General features: G+C 70.6%; 14 protein-coding genes. 6 read left to right on the forward strand and 8 right to left on the reverse strand.

Going from position 1 to position 22,763, the window contains the following annotated elements; genetic code table 11:
• Positions 1–5: 5 nt before the first annotated feature.
• Genes OID54_RS34190 through OID54_RS34220 form a run of 7 tightly spaced genes read right to left on the reverse strand, consistent with a single transcriptional unit; the run spans position 6 to position 7,990 of the window.
• The gene (locus OID54_RS34190) at positions 6–953 is read right to left on the reverse strand and encodes a dimethylarginine dimethylaminohydrolase family protein (protein ID WP_329025963.1); all 948 of its coding nucleotides are present in this window, start codon (positions 951–953) and stop codon (positions 6–8) included.
• A complete protein-coding gene (locus OID54_RS34195) occupies positions 934–2,187 on the reverse strand; it encodes a sulfotransferase family protein (RefSeq protein WP_329025965.1) in 1,254 nt (417 codons plus the stop codon). Before OID54_RS34195 ends, OID54_RS34190 begins: the two co-directional genes overlap by 20 nt.
• Positions 2,180–4,111, reverse strand: a complete 1,932-nt coding sequence (locus tag OID54_RS34200) for a methyltransferase domain-containing protein (RefSeq protein WP_329025967.1) — start codon at positions 4,109–4,111, stop codon at positions 2,180–2,182. Before OID54_RS34200 ends, OID54_RS34195 begins: the two co-directional genes overlap by 8 nt.
• Positions 4,108–4,560, reverse strand: a complete 453-nt coding sequence (locus tag OID54_RS34205) for a rubrerythrin family protein (RefSeq protein ID WP_329025969.1) — start codon at positions 4,558–4,560, stop codon at positions 4,108–4,110. The genes OID54_RS34200 and OID54_RS34205 overlap by 4 nt, the downstream gene beginning before the upstream one ends.
• Before the next feature lie 2 nt (positions 4,561–4,562).
• Positions 4,563–5,306 carry a class I SAM-dependent methyltransferase gene (locus OID54_RS34210; protein ID WP_329025970.1) on the reverse strand — a complete coding sequence of 248 codons (744 nt, stop codon included), beginning with the start codon at positions 5,304–5,306 and terminating at the stop codon, positions 4,563–4,565.
• The gene (locus OID54_RS34215; RefSeq protein ID WP_329025971.1) at positions 5,303–6,322 is read right to left on the reverse strand and encodes a sulfotransferase family protein; all 1,020 of its coding nucleotides are present in this window, start codon (positions 6,320–6,322) and stop codon (positions 5,303–5,305) included. The genes OID54_RS34210 and OID54_RS34215 overlap by 4 nt, the downstream gene beginning before the upstream one ends.
• Before the next feature lie 3 nt (positions 6,323–6,325).
• Positions 6,326–7,990 carry a B12-binding domain-containing radical SAM protein gene (locus tag OID54_RS34220; RefSeq protein ID WP_329025973.1) on the reverse strand — a complete coding sequence of 555 codons (1,665 nt, stop codon included), beginning with the start codon at positions 7,988–7,990 and terminating at the stop codon, positions 6,326–6,328.
• A gap of 60 nt (positions 7,991–8,050) precedes the next feature.
• Here OID54_RS34220 and OID54_RS34225 point away from each other — a divergent pair, with 60 nt between their 5' ends.
• Both OID54_RS34225 and OID54_RS34230 read left to right on the forward strand, forming a co-directional pair.
• On the forward strand, positions 8,051–9,319 hold the full coding sequence (locus OID54_RS34225; protein WP_329025976.1) for a sulfatase: 1,269 nt from the start codon (positions 8,051–8,053) through the stop codon (positions 9,317–9,319).
• Positions 9,316–10,671, forward strand: a complete 1,356-nt coding sequence (locus OID54_RS34230; RefSeq protein WP_329025978.1) for an MFS transporter — start codon at positions 9,316–9,318, stop codon at positions 10,669–10,671. The genes OID54_RS34225 and OID54_RS34230 overlap by 4 nt, the downstream gene beginning before the upstream one ends.
• Here the strand turns inward: OID54_RS34230 and OID54_RS34235 are convergent.
• A complete protein-coding gene (locus OID54_RS34235) occupies positions 10,579–11,595 on the reverse strand; it encodes a ParB/RepB/Spo0J family partition protein (protein WP_329025980.1) in 1,017 nt (338 codons plus the stop codon). The genes OID54_RS34230 and OID54_RS34235 overlap by 93 nt on opposite strands.
• Before the next feature lie 350 nt (positions 11,596–11,945).
• Here OID54_RS34235 and OID54_RS34240 point away from each other — a divergent pair, with 350 nt between their 5' ends.
• Genes OID54_RS34240 through OID54_RS34255 form a run of 4 tightly spaced genes read left to right on the forward strand, consistent with a single transcriptional unit; the run spans position 11,946 to position 22,763 of the window.
• Positions 11,946–13,607 (forward strand): non-ribosomal peptide synthetase, encoded by a 1,662-nt coding sequence (locus tag OID54_RS34240; RefSeq protein ID WP_329027949.1) that lies wholly within the window; start codon positions 11,946–11,948, stop codon positions 13,605–13,607.
• Positions 13,604–14,872: an FAD-dependent oxidoreductase gene (locus tag OID54_RS34245; protein ID WP_329025981.1), complete on the forward strand. Its 1,269-nt coding sequence runs from the start codon at positions 13,604–13,606 to the stop codon at positions 14,870–14,872. Before OID54_RS34240 ends, OID54_RS34245 begins: the two co-directional genes overlap by 4 nt.
• Positions 14,866–15,438, forward strand: a complete 573-nt coding sequence (locus tag OID54_RS34250; RefSeq protein ID WP_329025983.1) for a DUF6875 domain-containing protein — start codon at positions 14,866–14,868, stop codon at positions 15,436–15,438. Before OID54_RS34245 ends, OID54_RS34250 begins: the two co-directional genes overlap by 7 nt.
• Positions 15,435–22,763 carry a non-ribosomal peptide synthetase gene (locus OID54_RS34255; RefSeq protein ID WP_329025985.1) on the forward strand — a complete coding sequence of 2,443 codons (7,329 nt, stop codon included), beginning with the start codon at positions 15,435–15,437 and terminating at the stop codon, positions 22,761–22,763. The genes OID54_RS34250 and OID54_RS34255 overlap by 4 nt, the downstream gene beginning before the upstream one ends.

The raw sequence follows: 22,763 nt of genomic DNA on the forward strand, positions 1-22,763 counted from the left end.
GGCTCTCAGTGCTCACGGCGCACCACCCCGGTCACGCAGCCGATCCCGCCGGCTGCCCGCAGGTACTCGCTGATGTCGATCTCGTCGACGGCCACACCTGCCCGCTCCAGCGTCCGCCGGATTCCCGGGCAGCCCGCGGGCATCAGCACCCGCCCCGGCGCGAGCACCAGGAGGTTCATCCCGCGTCGCACCGTCAGTTCCTCGTCCGGCGGCAGCGCGATCACCCGATAGCCGTACTCGGCGAGCAGCGCCGCCAACTCCGGTGGGCTCGCCGCCCGGTGGACGACGGCGGTGGACGAGTCGAGGAACACCACCGTCCCCAGCAGATGCTGTACGCCCGGCGCCAGCGGCACCGTCACCACCCGCGCCCCCAGTTCCGCGACCGCCGAGGCGACCTCGGCCGCGCCGGCCGCGTTCGTGCGGAACCCGGTACCGACGATCACCGTCGACGGGTCGATCCACAGCGCGTCGGCGCCCTCGAACACGGCGGTGCCGGACACCGTGCGCAGGATCGGGAACCCGGCCTCGGCCAGCGCGAGCGCGGCATGCCGTTCCTCGCCGGCACGCTGCGTCGACGCCATCCGCGCCAGCACCGCCCCGGCCGGGGTCATCCAGAACAGGTCCCGCGCGAACACCACGTTGGGCGTCGCCGCGGGGGACGTCAGATGTACCTCGACCCCGTGGTCCCGCAGGCGGTCCGCCAACGCGTCGCACTGCGCCCGCATCGCGGGAAGATCCACCGGCCCGAGCATGAGCGAGGCCCCCGGCTGTCGCACCGCGGCGATGCTGTCCGGCGGGCGGACCAGCAGCACGGACCGCAGCGCGGCCGTCTCCGACCGGTACCCGCACGGCGTCCACACACCCCCGGCCGCGACTTCGTCCACATGCGATGCCACCCGGGGGACCCACCCCGGGCCGCCGTGGGTGCTCAGCTCAGATCCAGTGGTCGTCATCGGCATAACCAAGCCTCTCCGCCATCGTGAGCACGTCGGCGCTCAGTGCGGACCGAATCTCCTCCTCGCGCGCCCGCCACCGGCCGGGGCGGGGTGCGGCGGTGGCCACAGTGGCGGCGATGCCGTCGGTCGCGGCCTGCTTCAGCGGCCCTTCGAACGGGATCCCCAGCCAGTCCGCGATCCGCTCGACGGCGCCCGCGCGGGCGTGCGGACCGCTGATCAGGTCCTCGAATCGCACCGTGTGATCCGCCCCGTGCGCGAGCACCGCACGGTGACTCGACAACCACTGGTGGGCGCAGACCCGGGGCAGGGCGGCGGCGGTGTACGTGGACCAGCAGGGTGGTAGGTCGAACTTCCACCAGTGCCGGTCGGCCGGCCGTACGTCGGCGTATCCGGCGATGCGCAGTGGTTCGTCCACCCGGTACGCGTGGAACCCGTGGTGCAGCCACCCGTCGACCAGGCCGTTGATTGACGCGGCCGGGTTCCTGGTCAGGTGCAGCACCCACAGGCGCGCGTTGGGGAACGCAGCCCGCAGGAAGTCGAGCCGGTAGGCGTTGCCCGGCGTCTTGATCACCAGTGGCTTCGTGGCGACATCGTGTTCGTTCGCGGGCCGCCACGGACGGGGGAGTACGAAGGGCGGCTCTTCGAGCAGCACGTCACCGGGCGGCCCGACCGGTCGTGGTCCCGGTGACTGCCCGGGAAGGTCGTAGTACCACGGGTTCACGCCGGCCATACCGATCAGCGCCCGCGCGAACCGGGGCAGATCACGGTCCAGTACCGCCTCGGCGGTCCGCACCAGGTCGACGGGGTCGAGGCCCAGCCCCGGCCACTGCATGACCAGCCGCCACGCCGCGTCCACCGCCAGGTTCTCCACGCCGGTGCCGGGAGAGCCCGCGTCCAATGCCAGTTCCGCCTCGAACAACGCCTGCGACCGGGGCGGAAGCCCGTGCCAGTGCGCCGCGTCCAGCACGTCGGATCCCGTGCCGCTGTGCGGGTGGTCGAGGCCGACCAGCCGCAGCAACGGATTCAGCTCGGCGCGCAGGTGCAGCAGGTGCGGCGAGGACCGCAGCAACTCGGTGAGCATGCTCGACCCGCCCCGCGAACTCGACGCGATGACGACGAGATCGCGCACCTTCGCACGGAAGTGCGGCACCGGCGTGCCCCGCAGCGGTCGTAGCACCTCCAGCCCGCGCACGACCTCGGCGACCGGGCGATCCACGGTGCGGCTAGGCATGGTCGGGTTTCCGCACCGAGTACACGCACCACCGCCACCGGTCGCGCACCGAGCCGTCCGGCAGTACCTCGAAGGGGTGTACGGCGCGTACCTCACGCGGCGCGTCGTAGTAGAGGCGGTAGATCTCCTGCCGGCTCGCCGGTGTCGTCTCGTGGGTATCGATCCACCGGTCGATCGACTCCCAGAGGAAGTACTCCTCCATCTGCACGTCCGTGAACCCGCCGCCGGTGAGCAACGCCCGGAAGTCCTCCTCGCGGAACATCTGGTACAGCAGTGGCTGCTTCTTCTTGAACACGCGGAACATCCAGAACGCGTCCACGTCCGAGTACGGCACGATCTGCCCGACGATGAACTGCCCGCCCGGCCGCAGCACACGGAAGATCTCCGACACCGGCCGCTCCGGCTGGGGCAGCAGATGCAGCACCTCCCGGGTGACCACGAGGTCGAAACTGGCGTCGGGGAACGGCAGGTCGTAGACGGTGCCCTGGTGCACGACATCCAGCCGGGTGGAGGCGAGCGCGGCCATCTCCGGGGTGAGGTCCAGCCCGACCATCTCGCCGACCCGGCCGCGGAACGCGCCGCCGACGACACCGCTGCCGCAGCACACGTCCAGCATCCGCGCGTCCGGCGGCACCGCGCACATCTCCGCGTGCTTGCCGAGCAGGTCCTCGTCGGTGAGCCAGGAGCACGAGTCGTGCCAGTCCTTCGAGCGGATCCCGAACTGTCTCTGGTAGACCGCGTAGTCGACCTCGACGGCCCGGGTCCGTGAGCGGGCCGTCCGCCCGGCCAGCCGTGCGGCGAGCCTGGCCCGACTCGCGTCGATGGCCCGTTCGGCGATGCGGCGGGCCAGCTCCGGGTCGGCCGCCAGCGCCCGCCGCGCCTGCTCGGTGACGACGTCGAACACGCGGGCGCCCGCGTCGTCGTTGCGCAGGGTGCGTTTGGTCTGGCCGTCGAACCGCGCGTCCGGGATCCGGATCGCGATCACCGCGGTCAGCCCCTCCAGAATGTCGACCACGGTCATCTTGTCCGCGGACGGGCCGAGGTGGTCGGCCACCACCCCAGCCAGCGCGCCGCGCAGGGCGTCCACATGCGACCCGCCCAGGTCGGTGCGGATGGTGTTGACGTAGCTGAAGATCTGCTCCGCGTACCCCTCGGTCCACTGGACGGCGGCGTCGATCACGCACCCGTCCCCGGCCCAGGTGATGGTGGCCGGCTCGGCGTGCACCTTCTCGGCGTCGCGGGCGCGGTACGCGAGCAGCCCCTGCACCCCGGTCGTCTCGCACAGCGACTCGTGCCGTCCGGTGCGGTGGTCGGTGAGATCGACCCGCAGGCCCGGGTGCAGGTACGCGATGTCGAGCAGCCGGGCGTGCACCAGGTCCGCGTCGAGCACGCAGGAGGAGAAGATCTCCGGGTCCGGGTGGAACCACACCCGGGTGCCGCGGCGGACGCTGTCGCCGACCCGCTTGAGCGGGGTTTCGATCGAGCCTCGGGCGAACGACTCGCTGTGGTGCTCGCCGTCGCGCCACACGTCCAGCCGCAACCACTCCGACAACGCGTTCACGCAGGCCAGGCCGACGCCGTGCAGTCCGGCCGAGGTCGCGTACGAGGAGTGGTCGAACTTGCCCCCCGAGTGCAGTGTGGTGAGCACGAGCTCACACGCCGGGATCCCGGCCTCCGGGTGCGGGTCGGTGGGGATGCCCCGGCCGTCGTCGGTGACCGAGCAGGAGCCGTCCTCGTGCAACTCCACCGAGATCGCGCCGCAGTGCCCGGCGGCGGCCTCGTCCACAGCGTTGTCGATCAGTTCGAGCACCAGATGGTGGGCGCCGTCCGAGCCGGTCGACCCGACGTACATCGACGGGTTGCGGCGCACCGCCTCCAGCCCGGAGTAGACGGTGATCGCCTCGGCGGTGTAGTCGGTGGTCATGGCGCTCCGTTTCCGGCGAACCGCGGCTCGGTCAGCCCGGTGAGGGCCTGCTCCAGCCGGTCCACGTGCGTCTTCTTCAGCGTGCACAGGGTCTCCAGCCAGCTCGCCAGATCGGCCACGCCTTCCGTGTGCGCCCGCGCCGCCAGGCCGGGGTAGCGTTCGGTGGCCTCCCCGAGGTCGCCGCTGATCGCCGCGGCGAGGTTGCGGCGGGTGTCGCCGAGCGTGTGGCCGGTGCCCGGATCCTCGCCGCCCAGCAGGTCCCGCAGCACATCCAGGTGCCCGTGGGCGGCGCAGGCCACACTCTCGGCAAGCTCGCCGAACACCCGGGCCGCCTCGGTGTGACCCTCGATCTCGGCGACCTGTGCGAAGTAGGTGTACCGCGCCGCGGTGGCCGCCTCGGCGAGGAACGCGGTCTGCACGCCGTCGGCAAGGGACTGCTCAGGTTCCATGCTCAGACCCTCGTTCCCGAGGCGATGACGAACAGCATGTGGTCGGTGATCCGCCCGTCCGCCTCGGCCACCGCGTGCCGTGCGCGGAACGCGGGGGACGCACTTCCGTAGCGGTCCCGGATCGCCTTCCGCGCGTCTTCGTCGATCGCGCCGTTGTCCGACCACACGTCCACGTCCTCCACCGACACGTACTGCTGCGACCGCACCGGGTCGCACCCCGCGCCGGCGAGCAGGGCCTCGACATCGCCGGGCCGGAAGAAGTGCCGCCGGGCCGGGTTGCGCAGCCGCAGGATCTCGAAGTAGTCGTCGCGGTCGTCGTCTCCGTAGGCGCACAGGTGGGTCAGCACGACCCGCCCACCCGGCCGGGTCACCCGCACCATCTCCCGTACCGCGTCCGGCAGCGTCATGAACTGGATCCCCTGACGGCACACCACGAGGTCGAACGTGCCGTCATCGAACGGCAGCTTCTCCGCCGGGGCGATCACCAGTTCGTCGAGCATGTCGCGCGCCTGCTCGGCCATTTCCGGCGTGATGTCCACGCCGACCAGCCGCCGCACCCGCCCGGCGAACAGCCTTGACACCAGTCCGGTGCCGCATGCCACGTCCAGGACCGCATCGCCCGGCTGGGGCGCGGCCGTGGACAGAATCAGCTCGCCGAGCGCATCGTCGGTGCACCACGAACTGGACCGGTCGTAGGTTCTCGCGCGGTCGGCGAAGTGCGTGCGGACGCTTCCCATTTCGTTCATCTGCTCTCTCCTGACAGAACCAGGGCGCGGCCCGGCGTCGCACGGCGGCGCAGCCAGCGGACGACGGCGTCGCGCCGCCAGCGCCGGAAGTGGTTGCGGTCGGTGCACAGCGATCGCGCCTCCACCGCCAGCCGCACCGCGAACCCGCGCAGCGCGACTCCAAGCGGACCGGGAGCCGGTTCGTCCAGCGACGCCCGGTCGAACGGGTAGCGAAGCGTCTCCATCGCCTGTGCGGTCACACTCTCCACCTGTCGCCGCTCCCGGTCGGACAGCCCCCGCTGGTGGGCGCCGATCCGGGTCGTGGTGATCGGGTCGCCCGCAGTGCGCCAGGACGCCGAAAGCGATGCGGTCACCCGGGCGTTGCCACTGAGGTGGTGTGCCAGCATCGCGGGCTCGACCTCCTCACCGATGAAGTCGCAGATCGCCTGGATCTCCCGGTCGGGCGCGGACACCAGGTCCTCGTACCGCACCAGGTGCACCACTCCCGGACCCCACCGCTCCAGCGCCGCGCGGGCGAGCTCTTGTTCGGCCTTCCACCGCAGCGCCATGCGGTACGGGTGGCAGTAGCCGAACACGGCCCGCTTCGCCGACGCGACCACATCGCGGGGATCGCGCACCAGCCACAGGAACCGCGCGTCCGGGAGTTGGTCGAGCACGTCGTCGACGTGCTCGACCATGAAGGTGCTCTTGCACCCCCACCGGGCCGCGCCCTCCGCGATGCGGTACTGGTCGTAGATCGCCGACACCACTCCGAACAGCGACGGCCCGGCCGCCTCGGTCACCGCGGCCCGGTCGATCACATGCGGCCACGGATGGATGTGGTAGCGCAACAACCGCATCGCGTCACCCACCATCGCGTCGACATCACCGTTGTACGGGATGCCGGACAGGTACCGCATGAAGTGCGGCGGGTGCGGGACCGCGATCCGCGAGTGCGCGTCGAGCACCAGCCGCAGCAGGTTCGACCCGGAGCGTTCGGTCCCGATGATCAGGATCGGGCCGTCCTGAGTGGACACCGGTCAGACCCCGGCCGAAAGCTTCTTCGCGCCGCAGTCCATCAGAGTGCTCCCGACCGCGGCCACCTCCGGGTCGGCGACCTTGTCCAGTGTGTACTGTTCGGAACCGGGAACCAGTGGCGCAGCGGCGGAACTCCACTCCGTGCGCCAGCCGGACCCGGCGTACGACGTTGACCGCTCGGTGCCGTCGGCCGGCTGCGGGTGGAAGTACTCGAAGTGCTCCGGCCAGTGCTGGAAGTCCATCACCGGGCCCGGCTGATAGGCGTCGTACACCCGCTTGTACGCGTCCCGGCAGACCTGCTCGGGCAGCCCGCTCACGTTCAGGAACTCGTCCTCGTGCAGCGCCTGTTCGACCGACAGCCAGTTCAGGTGGTCGATCTCGGAGCGAATCATCTTGTTCTGCCTCGCGTCCTGGTACACCGTCGTACCGGGCATGGCCGACAGGTATTTCACCCGGGTCACATGGTTGTACTGCTCGGCGAACTGCACCATGTCCGACAGGGACTCCTCGGTCTCGTTCGGCAGACCGACGATGAGCAGCGAGCCGAACCGCACGCCGCCCTCGAACGTGGTGCGCATCGCGCGGACGGTCAGGTTCTCGCTGCTGCCCTTGCGGGCCTCGCGCAACACCTCGCGGCCCAGCGACTCGACGCCGTACAAGATGATGTCCGCACCCGCGTCCCGCATCGCGTCGATGCGCGGTACGTCCATGTCGGCGCACCGGGTCAGACAGGTCCACCGCAGATCGTGCTGGGAGATCACGTCGCACATCTCGATGGTCTGGCCGCGGTGCGAGCTGAACGTGAGGTCGACGAAGAAGCAGAAGTCCACGCCGTACTGGGTTTTCAGCCAGTCGAGGTCGCGGTCCATCTTCTCCGGCGACTTCGCCCGCACCTGCGGGGTGGTGCGGTAGCAGAACGAGCAGTCCATCTTGCAGCCGCGGCTGTAGGACGAGATCACCTGCGGCTGCATGCCGAGCGGCGACCGCGACTGAGGCCACAGGTCGAGCCGCATCCTGGGCAGCGCGTCCAGATCCATCATCTGGCCGCGCGGCGGCGTGCGGCGCGCCTTTCCGTTCTCGTCCCGGTAGCAGATGCCCTTGATGGTCGGGAGATCCTGCTGCCACGAGCCGCGGGCGTAACTCTCCATCAGCTCCAGGATGGTGATCTCGCCCTCGCTGATCACCGCGATGTCGCAGTCGGTGTCCGACATGAATATCGCCGGAACGGAAGTGACCAGCGAGCCACCGCAGATGATCGGTATGTCCGGGTGCGACTCGCGGACCATCGCCATCAGCTCGCGGCAGAACGGGAAGTTGTCCTCGAACGTGCACACACCGAGCACGTCGGTGCCTTCCATGATCTGCTTGTACGCCGCCTGCAGTGGGTTCGGGGTGTAGCGGACGTCGACGATGCGCACCGGGTACCCGGCGTTGTGCAGCACGGTCGAGATGTACGTCGCACCCTCGTAAGGTGAGGTGAGGAAGAACTCCCAACCGCGCGGCATGGTGAACGGCGAGGGCCCGACGATGAGGGTGAACCTCGGCAGGGTGGGATCGACCGGCACCGGTTCTGTGTCCTGATTGCGCATCTGCTCGATGTAGACCTGGTCGACGGAGCCGTTGGCGTCGGCATACAGCTCCAGGGCCAGGGATAACTTGCGCGCCATGTGAATTCTCCCTCGCGTCATGGTCGTGGACGCTCCGCCAGGTAACTGTAGGGGCGGGATGTGCTGTTCGGCACGGGTGTTCAAGCCCCACTGTTCGTCGTTGTCGTACGCGGGGAGCCCGTTGTTAGCCTTCGGTGCCGCTGGCGTCGACAGAGAAATACAGAGGGAATCCCGTTGACCACACAGCCGAACATCCTGTTCATCTCCCTGGACACCGTGCGCGCCGACGTGGCCTATTCGGGGAAGTACCCCGGCGTGGAGCGGCTGCGCGCGAACGGGGTCAGCTTCACGCAGGCGATCTCGTCGTGCCCCCTGACACCGGTCAGCCACGCCACGGTGTTCACCGGGCTCCAGCCGCCCCGCCACGGGGTCAGGCACCTGTTCCGCGAATCGCTCAACAAGGAAGTGCCGACGCTGGCGGAATGCCTGTCGGCGGCCGGGTACACGAACGGCGCGGTGGTGTCCTGCCCCGGCCTCAACAAGTGGTACGGGATTGACCGCGGGTTCGACTTCTACGACGACGAGATCCCGCTGCTGCCGGACGGCCGGGACCCGCTGTCGGTCGGCGATGTGAAGCTGCGCGGACTGGCGCTCAAGCGCGCGCCGGTCGTGGTCGACCGCGCCACCCGCTGGCTTGAGTCGCTGGACGGCACCGCCCCGTTCTTCCTGTTCGCGCACTTCTTCGACGCCCACTGGCCGTACGAGCCGCCGGAGGATGTCGGCGTCGACGTGGCGAACCCGTACGAAGGCGAGGTCGCCTACACCGACCACTACGTCCAGCTCCTGCTGCGCCGCATCGCCGAGATGGGCCACGACATCGAATCGATGCTGGTGGTGTGCTTCTCCGATCACGGCGAGGACCTGGCCGGGTGGTACCCCAACGATCATGCCGGCGACCTCGGCCACCCGTACGAGGAGGGCCACGGCTGCCTGCTGTTCGACGCCACCCAACACGTGCCGCTGATCATCAGCGGCCCCGGGGTGCCGGTGGGGATGAGCGTGGACAGCCAGGTGCGGCTGGTCGACATCATGCCGACGGTGCTCGACCATCTCGGGCTGGACCCGCGGTCGTCGGACGGTGCCTCGCTGACCGAGTTCTTCGCGAACGGCACCGGTGCGTCACGCGAGGCGTACTCGGAGACCTACTTCCCGCAGGAGCGGGCCGCCGCCTCGGACGACTATCCGGACCTGAAGGCGCTGCACTCGGTGCGGGCGGACGGGCGGAAGGTGATCTGGGAGGCGGATGGGCAACAGGTGTGGGCCTACGACCTTGCCGCCGATCCCAACGAGCTCGGTGGGCGGGTCCTCGTGTCCGATGAGGACGCGTGACACCAGGGGTGACCTCGGCGCCTCATTCGGTCCGCCGGGTCCTGGTCGCGAGCACGATCGGCACCGCCATCGAGTGGTACGACTTCTACCTGTACGCGACGGCGTCAGCGTTGGTGTTCGGCCCGCTGTTCTTCCCAGGGACGTCGACGGCCGGCGGCATCCTCGCGTCGTTCGCCACCTACGCGGCCGGGTTCGTCGCGCGCCCGCTGGGCGGCCTGCTGTTCGGGCACTTCGGCGACCGGGTGGGCCGCAAGTCGATGATGGTGTGGACGTTGGTCGTCATGGGCATCGCCACGTTCGGCATCGGCCTGCTGCCCACCTATGACACGGCCGGTGTCCTCGCGCCGATCCTGTTGGTGACGTTGCGCGTCGCGCAGGGCATCGGCATCGGCGGCGAATGGGGAAGCGCGGTGCTGCTCAGCACCGAACACGGCCCGCCCGGGCGTCGGGGCTTTTTGAGCAGCTGGCCCGCGATGGGCTTCGCGCTGGCGTTGTTCGGCAGCAACCTGACCTTCGTGCTGATCTCCAAGCTGCCCGAGGAGGACTTCCTGACCTGGGGGTGGCGGCTGCCGTTCCTGGCATCGAGCGTCCTGGTCGGCATCGGTATCTGGGTCCGGCTGGGGGTCGAGGAGACACCGGAGTTCCTGCGTGGCCGGGCGGAGAACCGTGCCGCCCGGGTGCCGGTGATCATGGTGCTGCGGCGGTGGCCGCGCCGCGTGGTGATCGGCATTCTCGCTTCGCTCGGCACCGGGTCGGTGATCGCGATGTTCACCGTGTTCCTGGTCGCGCACGCGGCGAAGGCCGGGCCGGAGGTGCGGTCGACCGTGCTGACCGGGCTGATGATCGCGGCCTTGGGAGAGTGCGTGACACTGCCTGTGTTCGGCGCGCTGTCCGATCGGTTCGGTCGCCGACCCGTCATGATCTTCGGCTACGTGGTCGCGGTGGTGGCGATGATCCCGGCGGGCGCCTGGCTGTCCTCGGGTGATTCGACGCTGATCGCCCTGGTGTTCATCCCCGCGCTGACCATCGCGCACGGTGCGATCTACGGTGGCCTGGCGGCGTTCCTGGTGGATCTGTTCCCGACCATGGTGCGGTTCTCCGCGATCGCCGTGACCTACCAGGTGGGCGTCACGATCTCCAGCTTCTTGCCGCTGATCGCGGTCGCGATCACCGGAGATTCGTCGGCCCTGCTTCCGGTGGTTGCGCTGTTCGCGGTGGTCCAGGCGGCGGCGGCGATCGCCGTGGCGTGCGCGCCGGACTCACGCGCTGACGCTGACCTGGCCGCGGACTCGGTAGGCGAGCGCCGACCAGTCAGCCGCGCAGTCCATGGCGAGGTCGGCAACGACCGGTGACCAGCGCTGGGGGACGGCGGCGGCGAGTCGGTCCCACTGCGCGGCGTCGAGGGTGTTGGCGTCGAGCAGCCGCAGGAGTGCGCGGCCGATCTCGGAGAACCGCAACGACGGATCGGTGCGCAGCGAGAGCAGGAACCGATCTCGTTCGGCGCGAGGCGTGCCGTTGGTGCCGTTGTCACCACCGTTGTCACCGCCGTTGTTGTTGTCCGGTGCCTTGTTTTCCGGTGTGTTGCTTTCCGTGCGGTGTCCGGTGGAAAGGCGATGCCGCGGCGGAATAGGATCCTCGCCGCGGCGCATTCTTTCCCGGACATCCCGGGCGGTGCCGACCGATATTCCGGCGATTCGGGCGATCGCTCGCAAAGAGAGATCTGGATTGTTCGAAATCGCCCGACTCGCAATCGTGCGTCCGTGGGAGGCGTCGAGTGGGCGCACTTTCCCGTCGCGGCCGAGGCGGGTGTTCAACTGAGTCATTTCCCCGGTTGAACACTGTCGGATCGCGGCCACCGTCTTGGTGGACAACCCGGCTGTCGACGCGATCAGACGGTCCGATAAATGGGGATGCGAGGTGAGGATCCGGGAGGCGGCGGCGGTGCGGTCAGCCAGCGCCAGCGGCAACCCCTGGGTCACGTTGGTGCTCACGGCCAGCACGAACGCGTCCTCCTCGGTGCCGTCGACGAACCGCACACCGATGGTGGCGTCCCCGCGCAGCTTGGCCGCGCGCAGGCGGTGCACGCCGTCGATCACCTGCATGGTCGGCCGGTGCACGAGGATCGGGGGAAGGTCGTCCGGGCACTGTGCGAGCGCGCTGACATGGTCGGGACTGGAGCCGGCGACCCGTACGAGAAGCGTTTCGGTCACCTGGTCGACCGGCACGAACGTCGGCGGCGTGTCCCTCAATTGCGTATCCAGCGATGTCCCGCTCATCCGAACTCCTCCAGATGGGCCAACCTATTTCCGAGCATGACTTGGTCACGCTTGACAGCGCGTAAGTGATCAGGTCTCGGGAAGCGGCTACAAGATACTGGCCAGGTTGTAGCGCCGAACAGACCTGCGTCACAGAATTTTCATGAGCAAATTCTCATAATTGCCATTGTGGTCGGCGCATCGGATGAGCGCCGAGGTAAGCATCGCGGAGACACCGATTCGCGTTGACACCGATCAGTGTCATGGGACAGAGTTCCCCTCGTTCCCCTAATAGATTTCCGTGGGTCACGGAGTGTGAAACCAAAGTGGACGCGCGATTAAATACGGTGAATCCCCTACCAGCCGAGACGATGGTGGGCATGTTCCGGCGCGAGGTCGCCCGGGATCCGGAGTCGATCGCGGTTGTCGCCGCTGACGGCACGCTCTCCTACGCCGAGCTCGACGCTCGCGCTTCCGCGGTGGCCGGCGCGCTGCGAGACCGTGGAGTCGGGCCGGATGACATCGTCGCCGTCGCGATCCCGCGTGGCGCGGACATGGTGGTGGCCGTCGTCGCCGTGCTCGCCGCGGGAGCCGCGTATCTGCCGGTCGACTCCGCCCAACCGCCGGACCGGGTAGCCGCCGTGCTCGCCGACGCCCGTCCCGCCCTGGTGCTGACGCCGGGGGAGCTGCGGGCGCTGGAGGCCGCGGCGGTGTCCGCCGCCCCGGTGGCGGAGCCCGATCCGGCGTGCGCCGCCTATGTCATCTATACCTCCGGCTCGACCGGAGAGCCCAAGGGCGTGGTCGTTCCCCATGCGGGGATCACCCATCTCGTCGCGGCGCAACGGGAACGCTTCGGTGCCCGACCGGGTGCCCGGGTGTTGCAGTACGCGTCGGTCGGCTTCGATGTGGCCGTCGCCGATCTGTGCATGGCGCTGCTCACCGGGGCCACGCTCGTTCTCGCGCCGCCCGAGGGCCTTCCGCCCGGCGGACCGTTCGCCCGGTTCATCGCCGAGCACGGCGTCACCCATGTGTGCATGCCACCGAGCGCGCTCGCCACCCAGCCGGACATGGCGCTGCCTTCGGTTGCCTGTCTGATCGTCGCGGGGGAGGCGCTTAACCCCGACCTCGTCGCCCGATGGTCTGTCGGCCGCCGGATGATCAATGCCTACGGTCCGACGGAGACGACCGCGTGCGCCACCATGAGCGCGCCGCTCACCGGCGGCCCGGTGGTGCCGATCGGGGCGGCGATCCCCGGCACCGAACTACGGGTGCTGGACGAGATGTGCGCCCCGGCCGCCGAGGGCGAACTGTACATAGGCGGCGCCGGGGTCGCCCGCGGCTATCTGGGCTGCCCCGGGCTGACCGCGCAGCGGTTCGTCGCCGACCCGTGGGGCCCGCCCGGGTCGCGCATGTTCCGCACCGGCGACCTGGTCCGCGTGCTGCCGAACGGTGACCTGCTGTTCCTCGGCCGGGCCGACGATCAGGTGAAGATCCGCGGCCACCGGGTCGAACCGGCCGAGGTGGAGGCCGCGCTCGGCGCTCACCCGGCGGTGGCGCGGGCGGCGGTCGTCGCCCGCTCCGGACCGCTCGGCGCCTACCTGGTGGGCTATGTGTTGCCGCGCGGGGCGAGCGTGCCGGACCTGCGTGCGTACCTCGCCGAGCGGCTGCCGGCCTACCTCGTCCCGGACATGATCGAGGTGGTCGGGCACTTCCCGTTGACCCCCAACGGGAAACTGGACCGGGCCGCGTTCGCCGAGCCCGCGCCGCGGGCGACGGGCGCGCTCGCCGACGACCTCGCCCGGTTGTTCGCCGAGGTGCTGTCGGTGGATTCGGTCGCGCCGGACGACGACTTCTTCGCCCTCGGTGGCACCTCGCTCATGGCCACCGCGTTGGTCAGCCGGATTCGGGTCGAACTGGCCGTGGACGCGTCCGTGGCCACCATCTTCGACGCCTCCACACTCGCTGATCTCGCCAAGGCCCTGTCCACGATGGACCCGGTGGCCTCGGTGAACTCGGCCAGGGGCCGGACATGAACATTGTCATCGTCGGGGCGGGTATGGCCGGAACCATGCTGGCGATCCGGCTGGCCCGCCGTGGCCACTGGGTGGACGTGGTGGAGCGGCGCGGTGACCCGCGCGGCACGAACGGCCCGGAAGCCGCGTCGATCAGCGTCGGGCTGTCCGAACGCGGGCGCGCGGCGTTGCACGACATTGGCCTCCTTGAGGACGCCCTGGCCAAAGCGGTACCCATGAGCGGGCGGATCGTCCACCACGGCGGCCGGATCACCTACCAGCCCTACGGCGCGGACGACACCGAGGTGCTGCACTCGGTCCGCCGCCACGACCTCAACATCGCCCTGCTCGACGCCGCCGAATCGGTTCCCCGGGTGCGGTTGTGGTTCGGGCACCGCGTCACCGGCCTGGCCGGTACCGAGGTGCAGACCCCGGCCCGGACGTTCTCGGCGGATCTCGTCGTGGGCGCGGACGGCGCGTACTCGACCGTGCGCAGCCACCTGCACCGTCAGGTGCGCGCCGAGTTCCACCAGACGCACCTGGACTGGGGCTACCGGGAGTTCACCATCCCGGCCGTCGACCGACCGGAGGCGTTGCACGTGTGGCCGGGCAGTCGGGGCCTGGTGGTGGCACACCCCAACCCGGACGGATCGCTGACCGGCACCGTGTTCCTGCCGTTCGACGGCGACACCGGGTTCTCGGGGCTGAGCGACCCGGCGCGGGCCGGGGCGTTCCTGGCCGAGGAGTTCGGCGACCTGACCGATCTGGTGCCGGACCTGGTCACGCAGTTCCTCGCGCACGAGCCGGGCAGCCTGGTGTCGGTGCGCACCGCGCCGTGGCAGCACGACCGTGTCGTCCTCGTCGGCGACGCCGCGCACGCCGTGTTCCCCTTCTACGGCCAGGGGATGAACGCCGCGTTCGAGGACTGCGCGGTGCTCGACGCGTGTCTCGCCGAGCACACCCTAGGTGACGCACTCGCCGCGTTCGAGGCCCGCCGCCGCCCGCACACCGACGTGCTCGCCGAGTTGTCCGCGCGCAACTTCGTGGAACTGCGCGACCAGGTGCGGTCACCGGTGTTCCTGGCCCGCAAGCGGATCGACTTCGCGCTCGGCCGCCTGTTACCGGGGTGGCGGACGCTGTACGCGATGATCAGCCACAGCAGCCTCCCGTACGGCGACGCGCTCGCCCGGGCCCGTCGCCAGGACCGCCTCCTCGGTGGACTCCTCGGGCTCGGCGCAGTCACGTTGCTCGCTGCGGCACGGCGGAAGCGGAGCGGGAGATGTTGAGCCACCCGGCGGGTGACGTCGCGCTGTTCGAGCCGGAGAACCCGGACCTGCCTGCCGCCGCAGAGGTGGTGCTGGAATGGGCGCGGTCCTACCTGTGCCAACCGCACCCCGATCTGGGGCGGGGCGGCGATGTTTGCCCGTACACGGCCGTCTCGCTGCAACGGGGCGGGCTCTTCCTCGCCGTACACCCCGGACGGCCGGACCTGCGGGCGGTGATGACCGCCTACCGCGACTGGTTCCCCGACCTGCCGCCGCGTGAGGGGCCGCAGGCCAGATACCGCACGGTCCTGGTGGTGCTGCCGGACGTCACACCAGGAGAGATAGACCGCACACAGCAGGAGCTGAAGCCCGGGTTCGTGGAACGCGGCCTGATGATAGGTGAGTTCCACCCGGGACCGCCGTCCGCGCCCGGTCTATGGAACGCGGATTTCCGGCCGCTGCGCAGTCCGCTGCCGTTGCTGGCGGTACGGCACATGGTGGCCGCCGACGCACCGTTCCTGAGGGCGGACCCGGAGCATCTGGCGGAGTACCGACGCCGGTTCGGAGATCGGGGAGCGCACCGATGACGTTCCCGCTCCCGGCCGGGGCTCGGCGACTGTGGTTCCTTGAGGCGTTCGCCGATGGCGCACCCCTGCACAACAACCCGGCGGTGTTCCGGTTGGCCGGCCCCGTGTCGGTGGACGCGCTCCAGCGCGCGGCGGATCTGGTGGTGGCCCGGCACCCGGTGCTGCGAACCACATTCGACGAGGTCGACGGCGAGCCGGTCGGACGGGTGGGACCGGTGGGCGCCGCAGATGTCGCGGTGCAGACGGTGCCATCCGCATCCGCATCCGCAGCCGCAGAGGCGTTCGCGGCGCAAGCCATACGGGAGCCGTTCGATCTACGCACCGGGCCGTTGTTCCGGATCCGTCTGGGTCGGATCACACCGACCGACCACGTACTGGCGATCAACACGCATCACGCGGTCGTCGACGGCACGTCACTGTCGGTGCTGTGCGGGGAGATCAGCGCCCTGTACGCCGACCCGGCCCGGTCACTGCCGAATCCTGGAGCGCCACCGGACACCATCGACCACGACCCGTCGCGCCGGGTGTCCGATCTGGACGGTGCGCCGGACCTGCTCACCCTGCCCACCGACCGGCCCCGCCCGCGGATGCGCGCCTTCCGGGGAGAGTTGCGCCGCCACGCAGTCCCCGAGGGCCTCACCGCGAGGGTCGACGCGCTCGCCCGCACCACGCGCGCCACCCGGTTCGTCGTGCTGCAGGCCGCGTACGCCGCCACGTTGGGCACGACGGCGGGTCAGGACGACCTAGTGGTCGCCACCTTGTGGTCCGGACGGCCGGGGCCGGAGTTCGCCGGCGTCGTCGGAATGTTCGTGAACCCGGTGCCGTTGCGGGTGGGGATCGGCGGTGATCCGACGTTCCGCGAGCTGGTGGCCAGGGTCCGCCGCTCGGTCGCGGCGGGACTGGGCAGCGCGGCAGTCCCGTTCGACCGGATCGTCGAGGCGGTCGGCGCCTCCCGCGACCCGAGCCATGCGCCGCTGTGCCAGGCGCACCTCGTGATGCAGGACCCACCCGAGGTGGTGTTCCCCGGCGTGCGGGTCGACCGGATGCTGCCGGACACGGGCACGGCCGACGTCGACCTCAGTGTGATGGTGGAGTCCGGCGGCGCGGAGATGGCCGTGGTCACCGAGCACGACACGGATCTGTTCGACGGTGCGACGGTCGACGGTTTCGCCGGGCGGCTGTTGGCCTTGCTGGACCGTGCGTGTGTTGACCCCGATCGCCGGTTGTCGGCGTTGACGGCAGGGTCTTCGGTACCGGCTGCTTCGGTGGCCGGGCCGGCCGGTGCTCCGGCGCCGTCGACCGTGCTGGAGATGATCCGGTTCGACGCGGACGGCCTCGCGGTGGGTGAGTTGTCCTACGCCGAGTTGGAGCGCCGTTCGGCGGCGCTGGCCTCGGTGTTGCGGGCGAAGGGCGCCGGGCCGGAGGCGTGGGTCGCGGTGGACCTGCCGCGCGGCACGGACCTGGTGGTGGCCATCCTCGGGATCTGGCGGGCGGGCGCGGTGTACGTGCCGGTGGAACCGTTGTGGCCCGAGCCGAGGCGCCGGGCCGTCACCGATGCCGCCCGCGTTGTGCTGACCGAGATCCCGGCCCTGCCGGAGGAGTTCGAGCGCGCCGATCCCCACATCGCCCCCGAGTCACTGGCGTACGTGTTCCACACGTCCGGGTCGACCGGCCGCCCGAAGGCGGTGGGTGTGCCGCACCGCGCGGTGGCCGGGATGCTGGCCCGGTCGACGGCGTTGGTGGGACTGGGCGCCGGGGACGTGGTGGCGGCCATGGTCTCCCCGGCGTTCGACATCTCAGTGTGGGAACTCGTGGGGCCGCTGACGGTGGGCGCCCGGGTGGCGGCGATACCGTCGGAGATCGTGGTGGACGGTCCCGCGCTGGCGCGGCGTCTGATGGCCGAGGCGGTCACGGTCGTCCAGGTCACCCCGTCGGTGTGGGCGGTGCTGGCGGCGGCCGGGGGCGTGCCGGAGTGCGTGCGGGTCCGGGTGTCGATCGGGGAGGTGCTGACGCCGGAGCTGGCCGGGTCACTGGGCGGGGCCGAGCTGTGGAACACCTACGGCCCGACCGAGACGACGATCTGGTCGACCGCCGAGCAGGTGCACCAAGGCAGCCGGTTCGGCATCGGCGACCCGCTCGACGGCGTGGCCGCGTATCTGCTGAACGCGGGCCTGCGACCGGTTGACGACGATGTGGTCGGCGAGCTGTACCTGGGTGGTTTCCCGCTGGCGCGCGGCTATCTCGGCGCGCCCGGCCAGTCGGCGACGAGGTTCGTCGCCGACCCGTTCTCGCCGGTCCCCGGCGCGCGCATGTACGCGACCGGCGACCTGGCGCGGCGCCGTCCGGGCGGTGTCCTGGAGTTCGTCGGGCGGGTGGACGCGCAGCTCAAGGTGCGTGGTCACCGGGTGGAACCGGCCGAGGTGGAGGCAGCGCTGCGAGCGGACCCGGAGGTCGCTGACGCCCGCGTGGCCGCTGACGGTGACCGCCTGGTGGCCTATGTGATCCCGATCGAAGGGCAGCCCCGCTGGCCGAGGGTGCGGGAGCGGCTGAGCCGTGTCCTTCCCGCCTACCTGGTGCCATCGGCGATGGTGTCCGTGGACGCGTTCCCCTTGACCAGCTCCGGAAAGCTGAACGTACGCGCTCTGCCCCCACCGGCGGAGGATGCCGCCGCTCCCGATCCCCACCCGGGTCTGGAGACCACGATCGCGGAGATCTTCGCGCAGCTGCTGGCTCGCCCGGTGAACCGCGACGACGATTTCTTCCTGTCCGGCGGCCATTCCCTGGCGGCAGTGAAGGCCGTTGCCAAGATCCAGGCGTCGGTTGGCGTGGAGGTGCCGATCAGAACCCTGTTCGGCAACCCCACCGTCGCCGCCCTGGCCGCCGCGATCGATGCGGGCCAGAGCAATCCCGATACTCCGGAGATCCTAGACAACTCAGATGTATCGGGGCCGGTGCCCGCTCCACCAGGACGGCTGTCCGGCCCGCAGCACGGACTGTGGATCATCCACCAGGCGGGCCAGGACAACGGCGCCTACGTCGTGCACGCTGCGTTCCGGTTGGAAGGTGCGCTCAATGAGGCCGACCTGCGCGCCAGGTTCGCCCACACCCTGGCCAGTCATCCCGTCCTGCGATCGGCGATCGTCGTCCATGACGACATCCCGCAGCTGAGCGCGGCGCCCTACCGGGACGAGTTGCTGGCGAGGGCCTGGCGCGCCACCGACCTGAGCGCTCACGCGGACCCGTGGCCAGAGGCCGAACGCCTGGCCGCCCGGGACGCCGACCACCCCTTCGACCTGACCCAGCGCCCGTTGGTGCGAGCGCACCTGATCAGAACCGCCCCCACGACCCATCTCCTGGCGATCACCGCTCACCACATCATCTGCGACGACACATCGATATCGATCCTGCTGACGAACCTGACCACCGCGGATCCGGTCTCGTCGCTCCGGTCCGGTGTCATGGATGTCCAGGGGCCGAGGGCCGCACTCCGTACGAAGACCAGCGCACCGGGACTACCCATCCCCGCGCCGCCAGCCGTGGGTCCACGGCAACGAACCACCGAATTCTGGGCTGAAACACTGCGCGACGCCCCGCCTGCCTCCGGACCCTCGCCGGACCACCCGTACGACACGGCCTGGGCCCCCACGTCGGACGGATCGCCGCACCCCGAATCCGGCCCGGCTCACCCCCGCCGCACGGGCGCTGTCGCCGGTGCCACCCACCGGTTCACCGTCCCGGCCGGGCTCGCCCGCCGCTTCGCCACCTGGTGCCGGGGCGAGCGGGCCACCACCTTCGCCGGTCTTCTCGCCGTCTTCGCCATCGTCTCCTCCACCCGGGACGGTGGTGACGACCTGGTCGTCGGCGCCCCGGTCAGCACCCGCCCGGCAGGGTGGGACGACGTGATCGGCATGTTCGTCACGACCCTCCCGCTCCGGCTCCGCACGAACCGTCGAGCCACCCCCCGCGACCTGCTCGCCGACGCCACCGGGGTGGTGGTCGACGCGATGGACCACGCCGATATCTCCCTGGCCGACATCCTCACCACGGTCCCCATCCCACGGCAGGGCCACCCCCTGTTCCGGACGATGCTGGTCCTCAACCGCGAGACGGCCCCCGTCACCTTCACCGGCCTGACCACAACGCCGCTGCCGATCGACCGCGCCACCAGCCGTTTCGACCTCACCCTCCACATCAGGGAACGCGAAGGCGACTGGCCCGCCCTCATCGACTACCGCACCGACCGGTACGAGGCGGACACGATCGCCAGGATCGCCGACCAGGTGCTGGCGGTCATGGAGGCCGTGGCCCGCCACCCCGGTCTTCCCCTGTCTCAACTGGACCTGCTGTCCTCGGCAGACAGCGCCGTCCACACCGCCCTCGACACCCGGTCCGATCCAGCTTCCCTCGGGGATGCGGACATGCCGCCCACCGGCGTGGCCGTCCACACTCGACCGGCCGCCACGACCGTGGTGGACCTGATCGCGGCCCGCACCGCCCGGACCCCTGACGCCACCGCCGTCCTCGACCTCGCCGCCACTCCCCTCACCTACCGCGACCTGGACCGCAGATCCTCAGCCGTCGCCCGCCACCTGCGCGAGGCCGGCATCCGGAGCGAAGACCCGGTCGCGATCACCATCCCGTCCAGCGCCGACGCGATCATCGCGATCCTCGGCGTGCTCAAGGCCGGCGGATGCTTCGTCCCTATCGACCCCGCCCAGCCGCCCTCTCGCCAACAGGCCCTGATCACCGCCAGCGGCGCGCGGACCGTCCTGACCCGCGACACACTCCCCGCCACCGGCCACCACGAACCCACGCCCATCCACCCGTCCCAACTCGCCTACGTCGTCCACACCTCCGGCTCCACCGGCGAACCCAAGGGCGTCGAAGTACAGCACGACACGCTCCTCAACCTCACCACCGCTTTCATCGCCGAACACGGCCTCACCGCCGCGCACCGCCTCCTCATGGTCCCGCCCCCGCACTTTGACGCCGCGTTCGGCGACATCTTCCCGGTCCTCGCAGCCGGGGCCACCCTGGTCATCCACCCCGACCCGGGCGGCCTCACCGGAGGGGACCTCCTCAAGCTCTGCATCGAGCACCGACTGACCGCGGTGGACACGGCGGCTCCCCTCTGGCAGCGCTGGGTGGCCGATCTCGCCGGAGAACGCCTCCCGTTGGAGATCATGATGGTCGGCGGCGACATCGTCCCGGCGGCGACTGTCCGCGCGTGGGCGAAGCACGGAATTCCCCTCCACAACCACTACGGCCCGACGGAAGCCACCGTCTGCGCGACCAGCCATCGCACCGTCGACGGCCGCGAGCACCCCACCCGACTGCCGATCGGCCGCCCGCTGCCGAACGTCCGTGTCCACCTCCTCGACCGGACGCTGCGCCGGGTGCCCGTCGGTGTGGTCGGCGAGGTCTACATCGGAGGAATGGCGCCCGCCCGGGGGTATCGGGGAAACCCGGCCGCGACCGCCTCGGCGTTCTTCGCCGACCCGTACGGCGCCCACCCCGGCGCCCGCATGTACCGGACCGGCGACCTCGCGAGGCTGTACCCGCACGGCACGTTCGACTTCGTCGGCCGGGCCGACGACCAGGTCAAGATCCGCGGCAACCGGGTGGAGCCGGGGGAGGTGGCGGCCGTACTTGCCGCGCACCCGGCCGTCGCGGAGGCCGTGGTGGTGGCCAGGGGCGACCGCCTCATCGGCTACGTCGGCGCCCCGACCTCGACCTCACCTACCCCGAACGCACCCGATCCGACCGCCCCCGACGCGCTGGTTGCCGTCCCGGACGTTCCCGGCCTGCGCGCCTTCTGCGCCGACCGACTGCCCGCGCATCTCGTGCCGGACACCGTGGTCATCCTCGACGCCCTTCCCACCACAAGCAACGGCAAGGTCGACAACACGGCCCTCCCCGAACCTCCCACCAAGCCCACCCACCTCACAGTCCCGGCGGATCCGCCTCGGACCGCCACTGAGCGAGCCGTCGCCGCCATCTGGGGCACCGTTCTCGACCAGTCCGACGTGGACCGCACCGCGGACTTCTTCGCCATCGGCGGGCACTCGCTCATCGCGGCCCACGTCCTCGCCGCCGTCCGCGACCGCCTCGGTGTCACGGTGCCGATGAGCACCCTGTTCACCGCCTCCACCGTGGCGGCGTTCGCGGCAGCCATCGATGACGGTGCCTCGGCGGACCTGCCCACGGTCGACCGGTTGCGCGCCGACGCCGTCCCCCCACCCGAAATCCGTCTCCGCACCGTCCACTCACCCCGCTCACCCCGCGTCCCCTCGGCCAGCACGCCGCGCCGGATCCTGCTCACCGGCGCCACCGGCTTCCTCGGCCGCCACCTCCTTGGCCAGCTCCTGGCCCGGACCGACGCCCGGATCCACTGCCTCGTCCGCCAGAGCTCGATCGATCGGCTGCCGGTCACCGACCGCGTGATTCCGGTCCCCGGCGACCTGTCCGCACCCGGCCTCGGTCTGTCCACAGAGGACCACGACACCCTCACCACCGTGGACGCGATCTACCACAACGCCGCCGTGCCGCACTTCGCCGCGCCCTACAGTGCCCTCAAAACCGCTCACGTCGACGCCACCGCCGCGATCCTGCGCCTGGCCGGCGACAGCAGCGCCCCGCTGCACCTGATCTCCACCCTCGGCGTTTTCCTCGGTGACGCCTACGACGGCCGTATCGTCACCGAGGCGGACGCTCCCACCGACCCGAGCGGCCTCACCAGCGGCTACGACCTCAGCAAATGGGTGGCCGACGCCATGGTCGCCGCCGCCCGCGGCCACGGCCTGACCGTCTCGATCCACCGCATCGCGGCCATCGTCGGCGACACCGCCACCGGCGCCGCCGACCCGCGCTCCGCGTTCAGCCGCTGGCTCACCGGATGCATCGCCGCCGGCGCCGTCCCGGACACTGCCGAGGTGCTGGACATGGTGCCCGTGGACACGGTGGCCGCGGCGATCGTCGCGCTCTCACAGGCCCCGGACCACCTCTACCGGGACCACCACTACCACGGCGACGGCGGCCTCACCCGTGCCGCCCTCGCCGCTGCCCTCACCTCGGCCGGTCACCCGACCGAGGTGGTGCCGTACGACCGATGGCGGGAGCGGATGCTCGCCGACCCGGCCGGGCCTTTCGCCCCGCTCGCCTTCTCCCTGCCCGAACGCCCCCGCCCGCACCCGCGGTTCGACTGCTCCCGCACCTGGGCCGCTGCGGCCGAGGCGGGGGTGGGGTTCCCCCCGGCCAACGAGCGAATGCTGCGCAGGCACCTGGACTTCCTCACCGGTGTCGGCACGCTTTCCGGAAGTGGATGA

It is taken from the genome of Streptomyces sp. NBC_00690, assembly GCF_036226685.1.
GTDB lineage: Bacteria > Actinomycetota > Actinomycetes > Streptomycetales > Streptomycetaceae > Streptomyces.